Here is a 17,186-nt window from a genome sequence, read left to right on the forward strand (position 1 = left end):
TTATTCGTTGATCACTTCAACTTGTGCACCCAATCGATTCAGACGCTGTGCCAAATCTTCGTAGCCACGGTTGATGGAATATACGTCGCGCAGGGTTGACTGTCCTGGCGCCGCCAACATCGCCAAAAAGACGACAACACTTGGTCGGAGCGCTGGTGGCGCGATGACGTCGGCTGGCTTCCAATTGGTCGGACCGCTGATGTACACTCGGTGTGGATCGACCAGCTCAATGTGCGCGTTTAACTTGCTTAGCTCAGTGAAATAAATCGCCCGGTTTTCATAGCTCCAGTCATGCACCAAAGTCCTGCCCTCAGCCATGGTAGCGATAAGCCCCAAGAACGGCAAGTTATCCATGTTAATTCCTGGGAACGGCAATGCATGAATCTTGTCTTTTGGCGCAACCAGTTTGGAGTGTTTCAGCGCGATGTCCACCAAACGAGTGCGGCCATTGTTGGCTGGGTATTCCTCGCTCAGTTCATACCGCAAGCCCATTTCAGCCAAGGTTGCTAGCTCAATTTCCAAAAATTCAATTGGCGCCCGACGCACCGTAATCTCCGAGTCTGTTACCACGGCCGCCGCGATGAAGCTCATGGCCTCAATCGGGTCTTCAGACGGCGCATATTCAACAGGTTGGTTGATCGATTTTTTACCGGTGATGGTCAACGTGGTGGTACCAATGCCTTCTATCTTCACGCCCAATTTTTCCAAGTAGAAACAGACATCCTGCACCATGTAGTTTGGGCTGGCGTTGCGGATGATGGTCTTGGTTGGCGACAATGCTGCTGCCATGATGAGATTTTCCGTCACCGTGTCACCACGTTCAGTCAGGACAATAGTGTGATCACCCGTCGTGACATTAACCGTCGCGTGATAGCTGTCTGGTTCCGCCTCTACCTGCATCCCAAAGTGCTTCAGTCCCGATAAGTGTGGCTCCACGGTGCGCTTGCCAAGGTTACAGCCACCGGCAAATGGCAACCGAAAATCATCATATTGATGAAGTAGCGGACCCAGGAACATCAACACCGTGCGAGTACGCTTGGCAGCCGTGATATCCATGTCCTCCAACCTCAGCTTGGCTGGCGGTGTGATTTCCAGGTCATTGCCTGCCAGCCACCGAGTTTTGACACCAATGGAATTAAGCACTTCAATGATGCGGTTAACTTCTTCAATGCGAGACACCCGCCTCAGTGTCGTTTTACCTTTGTTGAGTAAACTAGCACACAACAAAGCCACTGCAGCATTTTTACTCGTTTTGACGTCGATACTACCAGATAGTTTGTGTCCACCCGAGACGCGGAAATTGATCTTGCCAGTTTTGTTAAGCAGCATGATATTATGGCTCAATACCTCCGAGATACGCGACAACATTTCAAGACTGAGGTTTTGTTTACCGCTTTCAATACGATTGATGGCACTCTGCGACGTTCCCAAAGCGTCAGCTAATTGGGCCTGCGTCAGATTTTTTCTTTGACGGTTTTCCGCAATGAGCGTACCGATCTTTTGGATGTATCGATCTGTATTCATGCCGGCAGTATATCACAAATGATATAATAGTACAAATGGTATAATGGGGTCATATAGGAGAAATTGACATGGAAGATCAAGCAATTGAACGACTCATCGCTGCGGAAATTGAGCGGCAACAAGCAGGGCTAGAGCTCATCCCCAGCGAAAACTACGTTTCACCAGACGTGCTCAAGGCGCTGGGTAGCGTATTTACCAACAAATATTCTGAGGGTTACCCTGGTCGACGCTACTATGGCGGACAGCATAATACCGATCAAATTGAGCAGTTGGCGATTGACCGCGCCAAGCAGCTGTTCGGCGCCGACCACGCCAATGTCCAGCCGCACTCCGGCGCCCAAGCCAACGAGGCGGTGTATTATGCATGGTGTGAGCCTGGTGACACCATTCTAGCAATGGATTTGGCGCACGGCGGACATTTGACTCACGGTGCATCAGTCACCCGCTCGGCCCGTGAGTACAACTTTGTCCGCTACGGCATCAAAGATGTCGAGACTGGCGAAATTGATTATGAAGAAATTCGCCGTTTGGCACTGAAACATCGACCAAAAGTCATCTTGGCGGGCTTTTCGGCTTATCCACGGGAGCTGGATTATGCAAAGTTTGCCGAGATAGGACGCAAAGTCGGCGCCATACTGATGGCGGATATGGCGCACATCGCTGGGCTGATCGTTGGTGGCCAAGCCAACAATCCGTTTGACTATGGCTTTCACGTTATCACCACTACCACACACAAAACCCTGCGCGGTCCACGCGGCGGCTTGATCTTGTCAAAAGGTGTGGTCGGTAATCCTTTGAAACGACCGGAAAAAACCTTGGAGAACTTACCAACGCTCATCGATAGAGCAGTTTTCCCTGGCACTCAAGGTGGTCCGCACATGCATACCATCGCTGCCAAGGCGGTGGCTTTTGGTGAGGCACTGCGTCCAGAATTTACAGCATACGCCCAGCAAATCGTAAAGAATGCGGCCGTGCTGGCAGATGAATTGAAACGCGGCGGTTTGAAATTGGTAACAGGTGGCACCAGTAACCACTTGGTGCTGGCAGATGTTTATGGCAGCTTTGGTATCGACGGCAAAACCGCTCAGGAACGGCTGGAGGCCAGCGGCATCACCGCCAACGCCAACGCCATCCCGAACGACACCCTGCCGCCTTTCCGCCCAAGCGGCCTGCGCCTTGGTACACCAGCAGTGACGACACGCGGCATGAAAGAGACTAAGATGAAGCAGATTGCTGAGCTGATCATTGCAGCAATTCGAACCGATGACCCAAATATCCATGCTGAACTCAAACAAAAAACTGGGTCTTTAGCAAAGAGCTTTCCGCTTCCTTACACTAAGAGCTAGGCAACAAACCTAAGACTTAATAAAATACCTCAGGCTATACCTGAGGTATTTATATTATTAGCGTGTTGCTAGGTTAAAGACTAGTTACACTTACCGGTTGTGATCTCTTTCACGTGGTCAGTACCAGCATCTACGTCTTTCCAGTATTTAACCTTAACACCGGTTGCTTCAGACTGATTTGTTGTTACACCACCGTCTTTGCAGAACTCGTAACCATAGTGGTTTTTGTTAGATGGTGTTGGTGCAGTACCGTCAGTCGCGCTGATAACTGTAGCTGGAACCTTAATGGTGCTGTAGCCACCTACCTCAGAAACAGTAGGCCACTTGTCGTCCTCTGCACTAGAGTTGAAAGATGCTGCTGCATTGACGAGGTTGCGTGCGTTTGATTGACGTTCGTCGTCACGTGCTTTTTGTGTTACACCGTTGTAGGCAACGATTGAGATTGCTGCCAAAATCGCGATAACAACGATCACGATCAAAAGCTCAACAAGTGTGAAACCTTTAGTTTTGTTTGAAGAAATCATTTCTGATTTGCCCCCTATTTTTTGGTTAAGTTATTAACAATTTTGATTGTATCAGAGCAGTTTTAAAAACACAAGCATTTTATCATTGTGCGTTGAGCGACCTAGCATACATGATGCCGGTGTAGCTGATTTCACTACCTGCAACTTGACGTTTGGCGGTCAATTTGATCCTGACAGCACTCGGTTCAGAGCTGGAGATATTGATATAGTCAATCTGTAAATCAGTCGCAGAATTTGACGACATCACGGTTTCTGTCTTTGGACGCTGCCAGGTATTTGGCGACGTTTGGCACGCATTCATGGAAACTTTTCTCATGAGCTTTGAGCCGGAGACTGAATACTCCAGGTTGTATGACAAGGCTTCTTCGAGAAGTAGCCCAGCGCTCGCCACTGAACAGTCCTTTTTGACCAGTCGCCGGTCGGTTGCTAGTGGGTTTTTGTTGGTGACAAAATTATTGGTACTTAGCGCAAATGATGAGTCAGGGTTGATAACCAGACTAGTGCGCACGTCTTCTTCCATACGATCCAGCACCGCCTGCACTTCGTTTTGCAGCTGAGAACGAGCAGTCGTACGCATGGACTCCGTCGTCAAACTGATAACGATACCAACGATTCCCGCCAAAATGATGATCACCAATGGCGATATCACCAACATCTCCACCAGCGTGAAACCGCGCTGATACTTACTGTGAGACATAGACCGCATGAGAAACTTCCTTTGCTGGATTGTCATATTTGGCAGTGGCCGTCACGCGCATCACCCCAACGTTTGGCTGAACACGGCAACGCTTGAGCGTGATATTTACCGTTCCGAGCAGCGCATTGGTACGAGTGATGGTCTGTTCAGGGTGAGACGAACCAAAGCAGAGTTGCGATATCTCTTGATAGGTGCCTTCAGACCGTAGTACTTCGTACGCCAAAGTGCTCGCCTCCGATAATTTGCGAGCATCACTACCGCGAAACACTACCACCTGGTATAGCTGGTAACCACTGATGATGAAAAGTGACGCAACAAACAGTGTAATCATCAGCTCAACAACCGTAAAACCTTTTTTCATCACCGGCTTTTCTCCACTATTTTCCACTCAAGGGGCTGCCCCTCGAGATGATACATGATGATATAGCCCTGACATTCGTCAGTCAAGGTGATGCAGCGGTTGCCTGAACGGTTGATAGCAAAATACGCGTACGCACCGTTGGCGTAACCTGATGGTTTATGAGTATTGTAGTCGCTCGTATACGACATCAGCATTGAACGATTTAGTGGGGTCGAGTGTGATCCATACTGCAAAACACCAGCGGAGACAAACTTCTCTCCTGGCAGCGGACCCTTCTTTGCAGCATCTGGCAGCTCGGAGAATATCTGATCAAAGAGTGCATCGGTCATGGCGCTACCACCTGCACCGCTAATCACATGCGCTGGATAGCTACCAGCTGATTTGATGATATTGTTTGATGAATCACGCAGTTCGCGAGGATATAATGATTCTAGATAATTTTGAATGGTTGTGATATCACCCTCACGTGTTTTGTCACGAGTTGAAACTTGATATGACCGAAAACTAACGGTACCGATGGCCAGCAAAATAGCCATGATAGCCATCACAATAATCACTTCCACAACCGTGAAACCAGTTCGTCGACTCATAGTATAAGCATAACCAGAAATGGTCGTCAGTGCAAGCCTATAATTCTAATGGCTCTTGCTCAATGCGGACATGAAATTGATCATACACTGCCTGGATGATGGCTTGGCGAGCAGATTCGAGGTCATGATAGGTTGCGGCATGAGGATTGGTCAGTACTAACGCGTTTTTGTCATGAATTTTCATGTTGTGAAGCTCTTTGCCGCGGAAGCCCGCTTGATCGATCAGCCAACCAGTTGGAATTTTATAAGTCCCATCTGGCATAGCGTAGTTTGGCACATCAGGGTGAGTTTGACGAATCGCATCCAGCATCTCTTGACTGACCATGGCATTCTTAAAGAATGAGCCGCTGTTAGGCGTCACGGTCGGATCGGGCAGTTTGTCACGCCGAATAGCAATAACCGCCTGACGAATGGCTGCCGGGGTGTAATTGGTGATGTGATGTTCATCGAGATATCGCTGCAAACCAGCGTAAAATGGCGGCTGTGGAGCGCGGCGTGACAAGCGAATAATGATGGCCGTGATGCAATAGCGACCCATCTGTGAGCCACGAAAAATACTGTGGCGGTAAGAAAAATGACATGCCTCAGCAGGCAACACAACCATGGCGTCTGTAGCTGAATCATATGCCTCAACCTCCACTAAGGTATCTGCTATCTCCTGCCCATAGGCACCAACGTTCTGCACTGGCGCAGCTCCAGCCGTACCAGGGATAGCAGACATTGCCTCAATCCCGCTCAGGCCCATGTCTACCGTTCGCGCCACCACTTCGTCCCAAACTTCACCAGCGCCAATTTTGAGCGTTACTGATTGCTCATCTTCTGACACAACCTCAAAACCCTTGATACGATTGAGTAGCACAACACCCTCAAAACCCTCATCTTTGGCGATCACATTACTGCCGCCACCCAACACAAAAACTGGCAACTGGCGCGACTGGGCATCGTGATATATCTGTGGAATCTCCTCCGCTGCCGTGGCCTCTGTCAAAAAGCGTGCATTACCGCCCACTTGCATGGTGGTGTATTGTTTGAGAGAAATGTCTGTAGAAATATTCATATGGTGATATTATACCACCCTTGATATACGCTGTCATTTTCATCGAATGATAAGTATGGTATAATTTAACTCGGTATGCACCCGTAGCTCAGCGGATTAGAGTACTTGGCTTCGAACCAAGGGGTCGCAGGTTCGAATCCTGCCGGGTGTACCATTTTCGTCATTATCACCTTGAAATCTTTACTGACGAGTTAACACGCCCCGTTAGCTCAACTGGATAGAGCGTCGGTTTCCGGTACCGAAGGTTGCAGGTTCGACTCCTGTGCGGGGTACCACGAACGATATTTACACCTCTGTAGTATATAGGCTACAGAGGTTTTTTGATATCGCAAATTCTACCCGATTTGACGATCGCTCGGGGCTTCACCTACTGCCGCGCGAATCTGCTCAGCAGTAATGATGGTTGTACTACCTGGCGTAACTGTGCCTGCCAACAGCTGCTTGGCAACAGTATTTTCGACAGCGCGCTGCACAACGCGTCGCATAGGTCGCGCACCAAGACGTGGGTCGTATCCAGCATCAACGAGCAGCTGTTTACCTTCGGGCTCAACGGCCACTTGAATTTTCTGAGGCTCAAGTGTACGGTTAACTCCCGCCAAAATCAAGTCGATAACTTGCAATAGTTCAGCTTTGCCTAGCGGGCGGAACAACACAATTTCATCAAATCGGTTCAGGAACTCGGGGCGGAACAAATTGGCGTTGATTAGTTCATTGATGAAAGTTTGTTCAAATTGCTCCAGCTGATAGCCACGCTCAATGTATTCACGGATGCGGTCAGCACCAGCATTTGACGTCGCAATGACGATACAGTCGCGAAAACTAACTTCCCGGTTTTTCTCATCACGCAAAATACCTTCGTCAAGCAGCTGCAGCAACGTCGTCAGCACTTGTGGATGCGCCTTTTCTATCTCATCGAGCAGCACCACCGAAAACGGCGCTTTTTGCACCTGAGCCGTCAAACTCAGCGGATCATTCGCACCATCAGCGATCAAACGAGCCACATCTTCAGCGCGAACAAATTCGTTCAGGTCCAGTCGTACCAGATTACCCTCGCCCCCAAAGTATACTTCTGCCAAGGCTTTTGACAACTCAGTTTTACCAACACCAGTTGGCCCCAAAAACAGGAAAGTACCGATGGGGCGATCAAGATTTCTCACGCCAGCGCGCGCTCGACGGATGGCGTCGGACACCACCGAAACGGCACGTGATTGGTTGATCATGCGCTGGTGAATCAATGACTCAAGATTTAACAACTTTTCACGTTCATCGCCACCAGAAGCCGCAGCGATCTTGATGCCCATGGTTTTTTCCGCCGCATCATCCACTGACTGCGCGGTGATGAGACCACCTTTGGAAATACTGGCGGTTGATTCTAATACTTTCAATGCTCGCCCTGGCATGGCTAAATCTTGGACGTAGCGGTCACCAACTCGATACGCTTCATTGAGCGCCTGCAACATGTACGTCACGCCAAACTGATGTTCAAAGGAAATCAATTGGTCGCGCATAATTTTCATGGTTTCAGCACGATCTGTCGGCTGGACTGCTAGCGTATTTAGCGCATGAGCCAGCTGGGTGTTACGTTGGGAAATCTGCAAAAATCGCTGTTGATCTAAGGACAAAATGATGCGTAGACGACCCGCTTCCAAAACAGGCAGTAGCAGATTACTCATGTCAACCGAGCCAACACCCTCTTCAAAAAACAGCTGAGCATTTTCCAAACACAAGATGACATTTTTTGAGGCAAACGCTTCATTGAGCAGTCTCGTTACTAACTGCTCCAATTCACCACGACCGCCAGCTACAGAAATCAACGCTGACGCATCCAGCAAGAAGACTTGCTGATATAGCAAATTGGACGGCACTTCCTTATGTCCATCGATTAGCATTTCTGCAAATGCCGCGATGAGCGTGCTTTTGCCGACGCCATCTGGACCAACCAAGGCAACATTTTGACGACCGCCAGTATTGAAAATCTGTAGCATCTGATCTAGCACATCAGTATGTGCATCCAAACGCGTCATGATCGTCCCGCCCGACACTTGCTGACTCAGGTTTTGAGCAAATCGACTCAGTAGCGGCGTATAACCAAATGACCAATCCCGCGCTATGCCACCAGTGCGCAGCGGTTTTTCTTTGAAATCTTCAACCAGTGCCTTTAGCCGCTCATACCAGCGAATTCCCTCCAATACGTCCTGAAAATCCAGCTTCAAACTTGCCAAAATAGCGTCGTGGCTCGGGAACACTTTAACGATAGCTGCTGCGACGACCGCACCCGTCACCTTGGGACTATCAGTCTCCTGCCAGATGTCAATCGCCGCTTGCCAGATGGCGTCGGTCATCCGTGGATCATCGGACGCAATGTTACTCAGGAAGTTCGGCGTCAGCCCAAGGCGTACCGCCAAAAATTGACCAGCCCGAGTTTTTGAAATAGCCATCACTAGTTCTTGTGGTGTTGGATTTTTGCTCAATTGACCCAGCAGATCAGCAGCCATGACGTCATCAAGCGTCGTCGGATGCTTACTCATCTCAGCAGTTTTAAGGTCACCTTGCCACCAAATGGTCAGCATGACAAACGGCCCACTCATCCCCACAAAAAGCCAACCAACTGGTCCGTGATGAATCACTGACCAGCAGCCCAGCAAAATCATCGCCAGGCTACACAGACCAAGCAGCAAATGCCACACATCACCAAACCGAACAGAAAATCGTGCTTTTTGTGACCGCTGGCTATCGTAGCGAATTACTGGCTCGATATTCATGACGCCACCCCCATTTGCCAAAAGACTATACCAATTAGTGGTGCCAGTGGCAGCAGCAGCCAGGCCGCAATGATCAACACGCTCCAGAGTAATCGAGCTAGCAAACAGACAAGTCCAACCGCAATCAAGATTGTTCGTAGGAATGCACCAAACACTCTGGAAAATGATCTGTCAAGAAACGCTCGGAATTGTTCTGGCAATCCGCCCTGGACCACGCCGGCAGATATTTGCCGAAATGGATTAAACAAAGTTTTGAGCAATAAGCCAATTGAGAAAAAATCAGCTGTTTTTAATAGACCAACATAGACTTGCCTGACGTGCTTATATAGTCCAGTTCCATACCACCACTGAAAGATTCCCACCAAAAACATATTATCAGTATATCACGACTCGAACGGTTGGTGCTATAATATCTCTATATGATTCGACACATAGTGACAACCGCCATCGGTAAAGCTGTCCGTGGCGGCATGAGATTACGCGGCGGCGGCTCGGCCTTGCCAGGTCTGGTGGTAGAAAAAATTGATTCCGGCTTCATCCCCCGCGCGCTGCAAGATTTGCCCTACGGTGTTGTCGTAGTGTCGGGAACCAACGGCAAAACCACGACAACAAAAATTGTCGTCGAACTGTTGGAAGCGACAGGCCTCAAAGTCTTCACTAACCGTACTGGTAGTAATTTCTCTCGTGGCGTGGCAGCGGCACTGTTAGGCGCTGTTAACCAGCGAGGCAAATTAGACGCTGACATTGCGGTCCTGGAACTGGACGAGGCCTGGGCTGTTAAGTTTGTGCAGAAAGTGCAGCCAAAATATTCACTCCTACTCAACGTCATGCGTGACCAACTTGACCGATTTGGTGAAATAGACACTGCCGCGGGTTTTTTGGAAAAAATTGCAGCCGCTACTACTGACCGCGTGGTCTTGAACCGTGACGATCCGCGAGTCTTCCGCATCCATGAAAAAACCTCAGCAGCAGCAACCTATTTTGGTTTGACGACTGAGCTACTGCGACTGATGCCAACAGATGATTCCCTGAAAACCGGCGATGCTGTAGCGAATGAATCAGTCCACGCAGATGTGCTGTTGACAGCCGTGGCGGAACAAGGGGCTGAGTTTTTGATAAACGGCACACGTCACAGAACTGAAGTCGCGCTTAGTGGTGTATATAACCTTTTGAATGCGGCGGCGGCCTTGGCACTCGTTCGAACCATCGTGCCAGAGGCGTCAATTCCTGTCTTGTTAGATGCGCTGTCAAAAGTCAAACCAGCGTTTGGTCGTGGTGAGACTATCACTTACAATGGTACGTCAATTGATTTACTACTAGTGAAAAATCCCAGCGGCTTTCGACTCAGTCTGCTGTCTTTTGGCAAACGGCAACGCCAGACTATGATCGCCATCAATGATAATTACGCTGACGGTCGCGACATGAGCTGGCTGTGGGATGTTGATTTTTCTGTGCTGGAAAATGTCAGCGTCGTTAGCGGTGTCCGAGCCTATGACATGGCACTGCGGCTAAGCTATGACGAGGTCGCAGTTGGTACTGTCGAACAGGATTTAGCAAAAGCGCTGGATGAATTTTTAGCACACGAGCCGACGGCGCCAAAACAGATTTTTTGTAGCTACACTGCCATGACCACCCTGCGGCGATTGCTCAGCGAAAAAACAGACGTGGAGGATATCTCATGACAACGATCACCATCATCCAACTATATCCTAAAGACATGAACCTCTACGGCGACTGGGGCAACACTTTGGTGCTCAAAAAAAGGCTGGAGTGGCGAGGCTTTAATGTCGAAATCATTGACCACAATCCAGGAGACGCAACTGACTTTTCAACTGGAGATATCTTTGTCGGCGGTGGCGGACAAGACGCCGGGCAGCTGGCCATTCAAGACGACTTGCTATCACGCGGTGAGGAATTGAAAACTCTGGCAAATGACGGCGTTCCCATGTTGCTCATCTGTGGTATGTATCAGTTGTTTGGACGACAATTTATTACCAATGACGGTTCTGTCATCCGCGGCATTGGCGTGCTACCAGTGGAAACAACCGCCGGAGAGGAACGACTCATCGGCAACATCACCCTGGAGAGCGAACGATTTGGCACAATCGTTGGCTACGAAAATCACAGCGGCCAGACATTTTTGGACGACACAGTTCAGCCACTGGGCAAGGTAGTCCGTGGCGCTGGCAATAATACTACTGATGGTACCGAAGGGGTCCAATTCAATAACGTCATAGCAACCTACCTGCATGGATCGTTATTGCCGAAAAATCCAAAGATAGCTGATTTTTTGATAGCCAAAGCTCTAGAACGCCGCGGTATATCTGCCGAAGACCTCAAACCACTTGACGTTGATACCCTGGCGCAGACAGCGCAACAAGTTGCGGCTGAGCGACCTCGATAAGCAGCCGCGATAACCCACCAAGATTAGTCTCTAGCTGTTATGTCAATTGAAAAATCCACGCCATACTTCCATGACGTGGATCTGATATTGCTTCGATGGTCGGGGTGAAAGGACTCGAACCTTCGACCTCACGGTCCCAAACCGCGCGCGCTAGCCAACTGCGCCACACCCCGAAATGAGGTAACTACCTGCAAGGTATTGTAGCACATTGGCGCAGTAAAAGCTAGTCTGTTGTAGCTATAATTGTGCAGCTGGCGCTTACGCTTTGGTTGGTGAGATGTCAACGGAGCGTTCAGCCTTATCAACTGGCAACGCGTGGTCATGATCAAAGCTATAGACTAAGATTTTACCAAACGGCATTTCCAAGTCTGCGACCTTGTCGTCTGGGATTTGGTCAAGATATTTCACCAAGGCGCGGATAGAATTACCATGCGCCACCAATAGCACATTTTCACCGTCCTGCAGTCGTGGCAATATCTCGGTCTCAAAATACGGCACAACTCGTGCATACACGTCTTTCAAGGTTTCGCCGTCTGGTACTGGATAGTCCCAACCGCGACGAATGCCATTGAATGCCTCTTCACCAATCTGATCTTTGACTTCCCACTTGTCACTACCTGTCAATGTACCATAGTCGCGCTCATTGAGCTCTGCTGCGTGAATGGTCGGCAATGTGGTAATTTCTGCGCCCTTAAGTAAAGCGTCAAGCGTCTGATGGGTGCGTTTCAAAGCAGAAGTATACGCCACGTCAAAAGTTGTGTCTTTCAATAGCTGACCCAGTCGCACCGTGTCTGAGATGCCTTTTTCTGTCAAGCCAACATCTGTCAGTCCGGTCCATTTGCCCTGCAAATTCCACTCGCTTTCGCCGTGGCGGGTGATGAATAGTCGTCCAGAAGCGCCCTTGCGCACCGGCGCTTCACTACTACTGCTTTCGTCACCACCAGTTGTGGAGAATACAATTGTTTCAGTATCAGCATTGTCATCATCAGCAATGGCAGTTTCAAAATACCCTGACTGGTCGTGAGCCCAGGCTTTCAGTGACCATGGCAGCAGTAATTCACCTTTCAGCACTTCCTGTTTACTGATGAATCGCCATTCTTCGATCTCTGGATCGTGTGGACTGATGGCCTTGACTTGTGACTCTTTGATGGACGCCGTAAAGATGAATTGGTAGGTAATGAACCCGTCACCCATGCGCTGCGCCACACCCATCAATGACACATCGCTTGGATTGATATCGATACCAACTTCATCCTTTACTTCCCGTAGCGCTGCCACCAGTGGTGACTCTTCAGTGTCAACCATGCCGCCCGGCAATGCCCAATACGTCTTATAGTTCGACTTAACGATCAAAGCCCGGCCTTCAACATCCTCCAACAGGACAGCAGCGCCGGACGGTCGAGCGTCCAAACTTTCAAGCCATTGACGTCGTTCTGCTCTCATAAACCCATCCATTATTTCGCAAACTCCACTGCCCGCGTTTCGCGGATAACATTAACTTTGATAGTACCTGGATATTGCATGGTTGATTCGATCTTGGTGGCAATATCACGAGACAATTTGATAGCACTCAAGTCATCAATCTTTTCTGGCTTGACAATCACCCGCACTTCTCGTCCGGCAGAAATTGCATAGGCCTTATCGATGCCTTCAAAGCTGGTGGCTACGTTTTCCAAGTCGCGCATACGTTCAGCAAAGTTTTCCGCTGAGATGTTACGTGCGCCTGGCCGTGCTGCCGAAGCGGCGTCTACCACGCGAACCACCAATGCCTCTGGTGTGGTCGCTTCAATATCGTCATGGTGTGCCTCAATAGCGTGTGCAATTCGCTCATCCATGCCGTATTTGCGCGCCAATTCTGCCGCAATGTGGTGATGTTTACCTTCAATTTTGTGCGTCACTGCCTTACCAGAGTCGTGCAGCAACGTCGCGATCTTTGATATACGAACATCAGCGCCAATTTCCTCAGCGATCATCCCCGCCATCTGCGCCATTTCAGTAGAATGCTTCAGCACATTCTGACCATACGAGGTCCGGAATTTCAATTCACCCAACAGGCGCAGCATTTCTTTTGGAATACCAACAACACCCGCTTCACGCATGGCATCTTCACCAGCCTGCTTGACTTCTTTGTCAATCTGTTTTTGCGCCTTGGCAACAACTTCCTCAATGCGCGCTGGATGAATGCGTCCATCTTTCATCAGCATCTCCAAACTCAAACGTGCAACCTGGCGACGAATTGGGTCAAAGCTCGACAGCACCACCATACCAGGTGTATCGTCTACCAAAATGTCGACACCAGTGGCACGCTGCAACGCCTGAATATTACGACCTTCCTTACCGATGATGCGGCCTTTCATCTCATCATCAGTCAGTTTCACCGCCGTCACGGTGCGCTCAGCTGTTACTTCACTGCTCATTCGCTCCATGGCGGTGAGTAAAATAGTCTGAGCCCGCTCTTCAGCATCGTCCATGGCCTCGTGCTGCAATTTTGCGACCAATTTGGTGAGGTCATCACGAATGTCACGCTCAGTCATCTGCATCAATTTTTCGGCTGCATCTTTCTTTTTCAGGCCAGCAATTTTTTCCAATTTTTCCTGCTGACGAGTACGAATTTGCCGAATCTCATTTTTCAGATCATCAATCTCATCTTCGTGCGCCCGTAATTTTTCTGACCGACGGTCCAGCTCTTCAAGCTTGTTATCAAGCGTCTTTTCACGGTCCGCCAGACGATTTTCCGTTTTTTGCCACTCTCGACGACGCTCATTCTCAATTTTCAGTGCCTCATCTTTTGCCTTGAGAACGATGTCACTCGCTTTGGTTTTTGCGTTCGCCAAATCTTTATCAATTTGCGACTTCGCCTGTGAACGACGTACTGTTTGATATCCATAGAGCGCGCCCGCGCCTAAACTGGCCCCAACAAGTGCGCCAATGACAATTCCTGCCATACTTCAGTATTCCTTTCCGACCGACTGCCCCTGAGTATTCGCCTCAAGGAAACATATCAACAGCCAATCAATTTCAAACTATCTAATCCGGCGAACCGCATCCTACAAATCGCCGTAATTTAATTATACACGGTTTCTGGAGTTTTGACACTGCAAGTAAAAGATAGTAGTTTTGGCTACTGTGCATCACCGTCATCATTTTTTTGGCGCAGTAATGTGTGCTGCGGAACCATACTCTGGTAGGACAATTTTCTCGTCTTCACCAGAGCGCAATTTTTCCAACGCTCGTTCCTGCCAGTTCTCACCCGTCGCGCCAACGATTGGCACCTGCAAACCGTCAGCCAGGGTATTGGCCACCGTCAGCCCAATCCTCAACCCAGTAAAGCTGCCCGGCCCTTTCATCACGCCAATACCAGTCAACGCGTGAATGTCGGTATTTTGTTTGGCCAAGCTGTCCCTAAGAAAGCCCAACAGTCCTTTGGCTAACGTACGATCAGCTTGCCATTCATATGACACTGAACTCTCGTGACCGACAAGCGTTACGTAGCAAACTGGGTTTGATGTATCAAGCAATAACAACATTTTATCTCCTCTCAAAAAATGCATTAACCGCACTAAGAAGTCGTTCGGAACGAGTGCCATTAGTGGTAACCTCCAGCTGTCGCTCCGTCTCAGTAGTGGCAGCAATTGTGATCACCAATCGGTCACTCGGCAGTACTTCATTAACCGCGCCGGCCCATTCAATAACCGTGATGGTTAAGTCCTCTTGCATCATTTCAGAAATCTCATCGCCCATGATGCCAGCTTCACCCAAGCGGTAGAAATCATAATGACACAGGCGCAGTCCATCACGAGCGTCATATACGCGCGAAATAGTAAATGTTGGGCTTTGGATTGGTTCGGTAATTGCCAGCCCTTCTGCCAAGCCCTTGGTCAGTGTGGTCTTGCCAGCACCCACATCACCAACCAGCTCTATCACCTCGCCACCAGCCAGTGCCTGACCAATCGCCCGCCCCAATGCTTTCATCTCTGTTTCATCATATATCTTCACACTTTTAGTATATCATTGTTTTTTCAATTCAACTGGTCTATACTAAAGCATAAGTGATATGAGAATCTCAGATAATACGATTGAGAAAATTCTGAAACAGGGTGGGATCTTAACAGAATCGCAGCTTGCTGATTTAAAGACGACCGCCGAACGGTCCAAACGCACCCTGCAAGAGACCATCATTGAAGACAAGGTGTTAGAAGAACGCGAACTAGCCAAATTGGTTGGTGATTATATCGGGACGCCGTTTGTCGAGATTGAGCCAAAAGATATTCCTGATGACGTTCTAAAACGTATCCCAGAGCACATTGCTCGGCAGTACAATGTTGTGTTGTTTGCGGTTGATGAAGATGGCGCACCAATGCTAGCCATGGAAGATCCTGACGATGTGCAGGCTCTCAATTTTATCCAAAAAGAAATCGGCTATAACCTGCGTGTGTTCTTGGCGACGAAAAGCAATATTTTGGATTGTCTGGAAAATTATCGTGGTGATGTGAACGACGAGCTTGACGAAGTCATCGCCATCCAGAGGGACGATAGTGACGCCGAAAACGCCAAAGAAGAAGAATTTGCTGAAGATTCACCGATCGCACAGACCGTCAACCTGCTGCTCGAGTACGCCATCAAATCACATGCTTCCGACATCCACATTGAGCCACGCGAAGAATTTGTGCAGGTGCGATACCGCATCGATGGAGTACTCAGAGAGGTGAATAAATTGCCTCACAATGTTTTGGGAGCTCTGGTCAGCCGTATCAAGATTTTGTCAAATTTGAAAATCGACGAACGCCGTGTGCCGCAAGACGGCCGCTTCAAGATCAAAGTTTCAGGCAAGCAATACGCCTTGCGTGTATCAACACTGCCGATTGCCGACGGTGAAAAGATCGTCATGCGTGTGCTGGATGAATCAAACCAGGCGATTTCTCTGGATAAATTGGGCTATTGGGGCTTGTCCCTGGCAACTATCAAAAACGCCATGGCGCAGCCGAACGGTATGATCTTGGTGACCGGACCGACTGGTTCTGGAAAATCAACCTCCCTGTTTAGCGTGCTGTCAGAATTGAACACTCCTGATGTTAATATTTCAACCATTGAAGACCCAGTCGAATATAAAATTCCTGGCGTTAACCAGACCCAGACCAATGCCAAAGCCGGCATGACCTTTGCCTCGGGATTGCGCGCATTGCTCCGTCAAGACCCAAACATCATCATGGTTGGAGAGATTCGTGACGGCGAAACCGCTAACTTGGGCGTACAGGCGGCGCTGACTGGACACTTGGTGTTCTCGACCCTCCACACCAACAACGCCGCGACTTGTTTGCCGCGTTTACTCGACATGGATATTGAACCATTCTTGATCGCCAGTACCGTCAAAGCTGTCATCGGTCAGCGATTGGTGAGGCGCCTGTGTCAATCCTGCCGTCAAGCATACACCCCTAGCCAAGAAGAGCTAAATTATATCACCCAAATGTTCAACATCACGCCAGAGTCAATGCCACACCTTCACGAGCTCGAAGAACAAGCTGCGTCAGAGAGCATCGGTGGTGATACACCAATGGGCACGACAGACGCAACCATCGTTCAGCTGTGGAAGCCATCGCCTGAAGGCTGTGATGAATGTGGACACAATGGTTTCAAGGGTCGCGTTGGTATTTACGAAGTGTTGGGTATTTCTGTGGCCATTCAAAAGATGATCACTGCAAATGCCACCAGCAATGATATTCAAGAACAAGCGATTAGCGAAGGTATGATCACCATGCAGATGGATGGATTGATCAAATCATTCCGTGGCGTCACAACCATTGAGGAAATTTTACGTGCAACGAGGGAGCAATAACACATGACTAGTTTTAGTTTTGTCGCGACAAAAAAGATGGCTCAACGCTATCATCAACTATAGAGTCCAGTGATCGCGCGGCCGCCAT

Annotated in this window: 16 protein-coding genes and 3 tRNA genes; 6 read left to right on the forward strand and 13 right to left on the reverse strand. The window is 49.1% G+C overall.

Features of this window, described 5'->3' with window-relative positions:
• The gene (locus tag FBF37_RS03110; protein ID WP_138079390.1) at positions 1 to 1,524 is read right to left on the reverse strand and encodes a helix-turn-helix domain-containing protein; all 1,524 of its coding nucleotides are present in this window, start codon (positions 1,522 to 1,524) and stop codon (positions 1 to 3) included.
• Between the two features lie 53 nt (positions 1,525 to 1,577).
• Here FBF37_RS03110 and FBF37_RS03115 point away from each other — a divergent pair, with 53 nt between their 5' ends.
• On the forward strand, positions 1,578 to 2,870 hold the full coding sequence (locus FBF37_RS03115) for a serine hydroxymethyltransferase (RefSeq protein ID WP_138079392.1): 1,293 nt from the start codon (positions 1,578 to 1,580) through the stop codon (positions 2,868 to 2,870).
• Between the two features lie 80 nt (positions 2,871 to 2,950).
• Here FBF37_RS03115 and FBF37_RS04195 read toward each other — a convergent pair whose 3' ends face one another.
• From FBF37_RS04195 to murB, 5 genes are all read right to left on the reverse strand, one after another.
• The gene (locus FBF37_RS04195; protein ID WP_138079394.1) at positions 2,951 to 3,394 is read right to left on the reverse strand and encodes a type II secretion system protein; all 444 of its coding nucleotides are present in this window, start codon (positions 3,392 to 3,394) and stop codon (positions 2,951 to 2,953) included.
• 82 nt (positions 3,395 to 3,476) lie between these two features.
• On the reverse strand, positions 3,477 to 4,091 hold the full coding sequence (locus tag FBF37_RS03125; protein ID WP_138079396.1) for a PulJ/GspJ family protein: 615 nt from the start codon (positions 4,089 to 4,091) through the stop codon (positions 3,477 to 3,479).
• Complete coding sequence (locus FBF37_RS03130) at positions 4,078 to 4,452, reverse strand: type IV pilus modification PilV family protein (RefSeq protein WP_174843597.1); 375 nt, start codon at positions 4,450 to 4,452, stop codon at positions 4,078 to 4,080. Before FBF37_RS03130 ends, FBF37_RS03125 begins: the two co-directional genes overlap by 14 nt.
• Positions 4,452 to 5,042, reverse strand: a complete 591-nt coding sequence (locus tag FBF37_RS03135) for a type IV pilin protein (RefSeq protein ID WP_138079401.1) — start codon at positions 5,040 to 5,042, stop codon at positions 4,452 to 4,454. The genes FBF37_RS03130 and FBF37_RS03135 overlap by 1 nt, the downstream gene beginning before the upstream one ends.
• Before the next feature lie 37 nt (positions 5,043 to 5,079).
• Complete coding sequence (gene murB, locus FBF37_RS03140; RefSeq protein ID WP_138079403.1) at positions 5,080 to 6,099, reverse strand: UDP-N-acetylmuramate dehydrogenase; 1,020 nt, start codon at positions 6,097 to 6,099, stop codon at positions 5,080 to 5,082.
• A gap of 77 nt (positions 6,100 to 6,176) precedes the next feature.
• Here murB and FBF37_RS03145 point away from each other — a divergent pair.
• Positions 6,177 to 6,253 (forward strand) — tRNA-Arg (locus FBF37_RS03145).
• Positions 6,254 to 6,297: 44 nt separating this feature from the next.
• Positions 6,298 to 6,374: transfer RNA gene (locus FBF37_RS03150), tRNA-Arg, on the forward strand.
• A 60-nt stretch (positions 6,375 to 6,434) separates the two neighbouring features.
• Here the strand turns inward: FBF37_RS03150 and FBF37_RS03155 are convergent.
• Together FBF37_RS03155 and FBF37_RS03160 are read right to left on the reverse strand one after the other, a co-directional pair.
• Positions 6,435 to 8,861, reverse strand: coding sequence for an AAA family ATPase (locus FBF37_RS03155; protein WP_236861228.1), 2,427 nt, complete (start codon positions 8,859 to 8,861; stop codon positions 6,435 to 6,437).
• Entirely contained in the window at positions 8,858 to 9,232 is a 375-nt protein-coding gene (locus FBF37_RS03160; RefSeq protein WP_138079405.1) for a hypothetical protein, read from the reverse strand. Before FBF37_RS03160 ends, FBF37_RS03155 begins: the two co-directional genes overlap by 4 nt.
• Before the next feature lie 48 nt (positions 9,233 to 9,280).
• Between FBF37_RS03160 and FBF37_RS03165 the strand changes: the two genes are divergently transcribed.
• Together FBF37_RS03165 and FBF37_RS03170 are read left to right on the forward strand one after the other, a co-directional pair.
• The gene (locus FBF37_RS03165) at positions 9,281 to 10,543 is read left to right on the forward strand and encodes a Mur ligase family protein (protein ID WP_138079407.1); all 1,263 of its coding nucleotides are present in this window, start codon (positions 9,281 to 9,283) and stop codon (positions 10,541 to 10,543) included.
• A complete protein-coding gene (locus FBF37_RS03170; protein WP_138079409.1) occupies positions 10,540 to 11,265 on the forward strand; it encodes a type 1 glutamine amidotransferase in 726 nt (241 codons plus the stop codon). Before FBF37_RS03165 ends, FBF37_RS03170 begins: the two co-directional genes overlap by 4 nt.
• Positions 11,266 to 11,361: 96 nt before the next feature.
• On the opposite strand, the gene FBF37_RS03175 is transcribed toward FBF37_RS03170, so the two are convergent.
• From FBF37_RS03175 to tsaE, 5 genes are all read right to left on the reverse strand, one after another.
• Positions 11,362 to 11,438, reverse strand: a tRNA-Pro gene (locus FBF37_RS03175).
• 85 nt (positions 11,439 to 11,523) lie between these two features.
• Positions 11,524 to 12,708, reverse strand: a complete 1,185-nt coding sequence (locus tag FBF37_RS03180) for a 2,3-bisphosphoglycerate-dependent phosphoglycerate mutase (RefSeq protein ID WP_174843598.1) — start codon at positions 12,706 to 12,708, stop codon at positions 11,524 to 11,526.
• A gap of 11 nt (positions 12,709 to 12,719) precedes the next feature.
• Entirely contained in the window at positions 12,720 to 14,210 is a 1,491-nt protein-coding gene (gene rny, locus FBF37_RS03185) for a ribonuclease Y (RefSeq protein ID WP_138079413.1), read from the reverse strand.
• 195 nt (positions 14,211 to 14,405) lie between these two features.
• Positions 14,406 to 14,792 (reverse strand): tRNA (adenosine(37)-N6)-threonylcarbamoyltransferase complex dimerization subunit type 1 TsaB, encoded by a 387-nt coding sequence (gene tsaB / locus FBF37_RS03190; RefSeq protein WP_174843599.1) that lies wholly within the window; start codon positions 14,790 to 14,792, stop codon positions 14,406 to 14,408.
• 1 nt (position 14,793) lies between these two features.
• Complete coding sequence (gene tsaE, locus FBF37_RS03195) at positions 14,794 to 15,261, reverse strand: tRNA (adenosine(37)-N6)-threonylcarbamoyltransferase complex ATPase subunit type 1 TsaE (RefSeq protein WP_236861229.1); 468 nt, start codon at positions 15,259 to 15,261, stop codon at positions 14,794 to 14,796.
• Between the two features lie 58 nt (positions 15,262 to 15,319).
• Between tsaE and FBF37_RS03200 the strand changes: the two genes are divergently transcribed.
• Positions 15,320 to 17,098, forward strand: a complete 1,779-nt coding sequence (locus tag FBF37_RS03200; RefSeq protein ID WP_138079417.1) for a GspE/PulE family protein — start codon at positions 15,320 to 15,322, stop codon at positions 17,096 to 17,098.
• The last annotated feature ends 88 nt before the right edge of the window (positions 17,099 to 17,186 follow it).

The sequence above is a fragment of the Candidatus Nanosynbacter featherlites genome, from assembly GCF_005697565.1.
Classification (GTDB): domain Bacteria; phylum Patescibacteriota; class Saccharimonadia; order Saccharimonadales; family Saccharimonadaceae; genus Nanosynbacter; species Nanosynbacter featherlites.

Bases quoted from the DNA above. Each gene is read 5' to 3' on its own strand.
- FBF37_RS03155 (WP_236861228.1), bottom strand. From the start codon at position 8,861: ATGAATATCGAGCCAGTAATTCGCTACGATAGCCAGCGGTCACAAAAA.
- FBF37_RS03165 (WP_138079407.1), top strand. From the start codon at position 9,281: ATGATTCGACACATAGTGACAACCGCCATCGGTAAAGCTGTCCGTGGC.
- FBF37_RS03200 (WP_138079417.1), top strand. From the start codon at position 15,320: ATGAGAATCTCAGATAATACGATTGAGAAAATTCTGAAACAGGGTGGG.
- FBF37_RS03130 (WP_174843597.1), bottom strand. From the start codon at position 4,452: ATGAAAAAAGGTTTTACGGTTGTTGAGCTGATGATTACACTGTTTGTT.
- FBF37_RS03160 (WP_138079405.1), bottom strand. From the start codon at position 9,232: ATGTTTTTGGTGGGAATCTTTCAGTGGTGGTATGGAACTGGACTATAT.
- FBF37_RS03125 (WP_138079396.1), bottom strand. From the start codon at position 4,091: ATGTCTCACAGTAAGTATCAGCGCGGTTTCACGCTGGTGGAGATGTTG.
- murB (WP_138079403.1), bottom strand. From the start codon at position 6,099: ATGAATATTTCTACAGACATTTCTCTCAAACAATACACCACCATGCAA.
- FBF37_RS03110 (WP_138079390.1), bottom strand. From the start codon at position 1,524: ATGAATACAGATCGATACATCCAAAAGATCGGTACGCTCATTGCGGAA.
- FBF37_RS03135 (WP_138079401.1), bottom strand. From the start codon at position 5,042: ATGAGTCGACGAACTGGTTTCACGGTTGTGGAAGTGATTATTGTGATG.
- FBF37_RS03170 (WP_138079409.1), top strand. From the start codon at position 10,540: ATGACAACGATCACCATCATCCAACTATATCCTAAAGACATGAACCTC.
- FBF37_RS03180 (WP_174843598.1), bottom strand. From the start codon at position 12,708: ATGAGAGCAGAACGACGTCAATGGCTTGAAAGTTTGGACGCTCGACCG.
- rny (WP_138079413.1), bottom strand. From the start codon at position 14,210: ATGGCAGGAATTGTCATTGGCGCACTTGTTGGGGCCAGTTTAGGCGCG.
- tsaB (WP_174843599.1), bottom strand. From the start codon at position 14,792: ATGTTGTTATTGCTTGATACATCAAACCCAGTTTGCTACGTAACGCTT.
- FBF37_RS04195 (WP_138079394.1), bottom strand. From the start codon at position 3,394: ATGATTTCTTCAAACAAAACTAAAGGTTTCACACTTGTTGAGCTTTTG.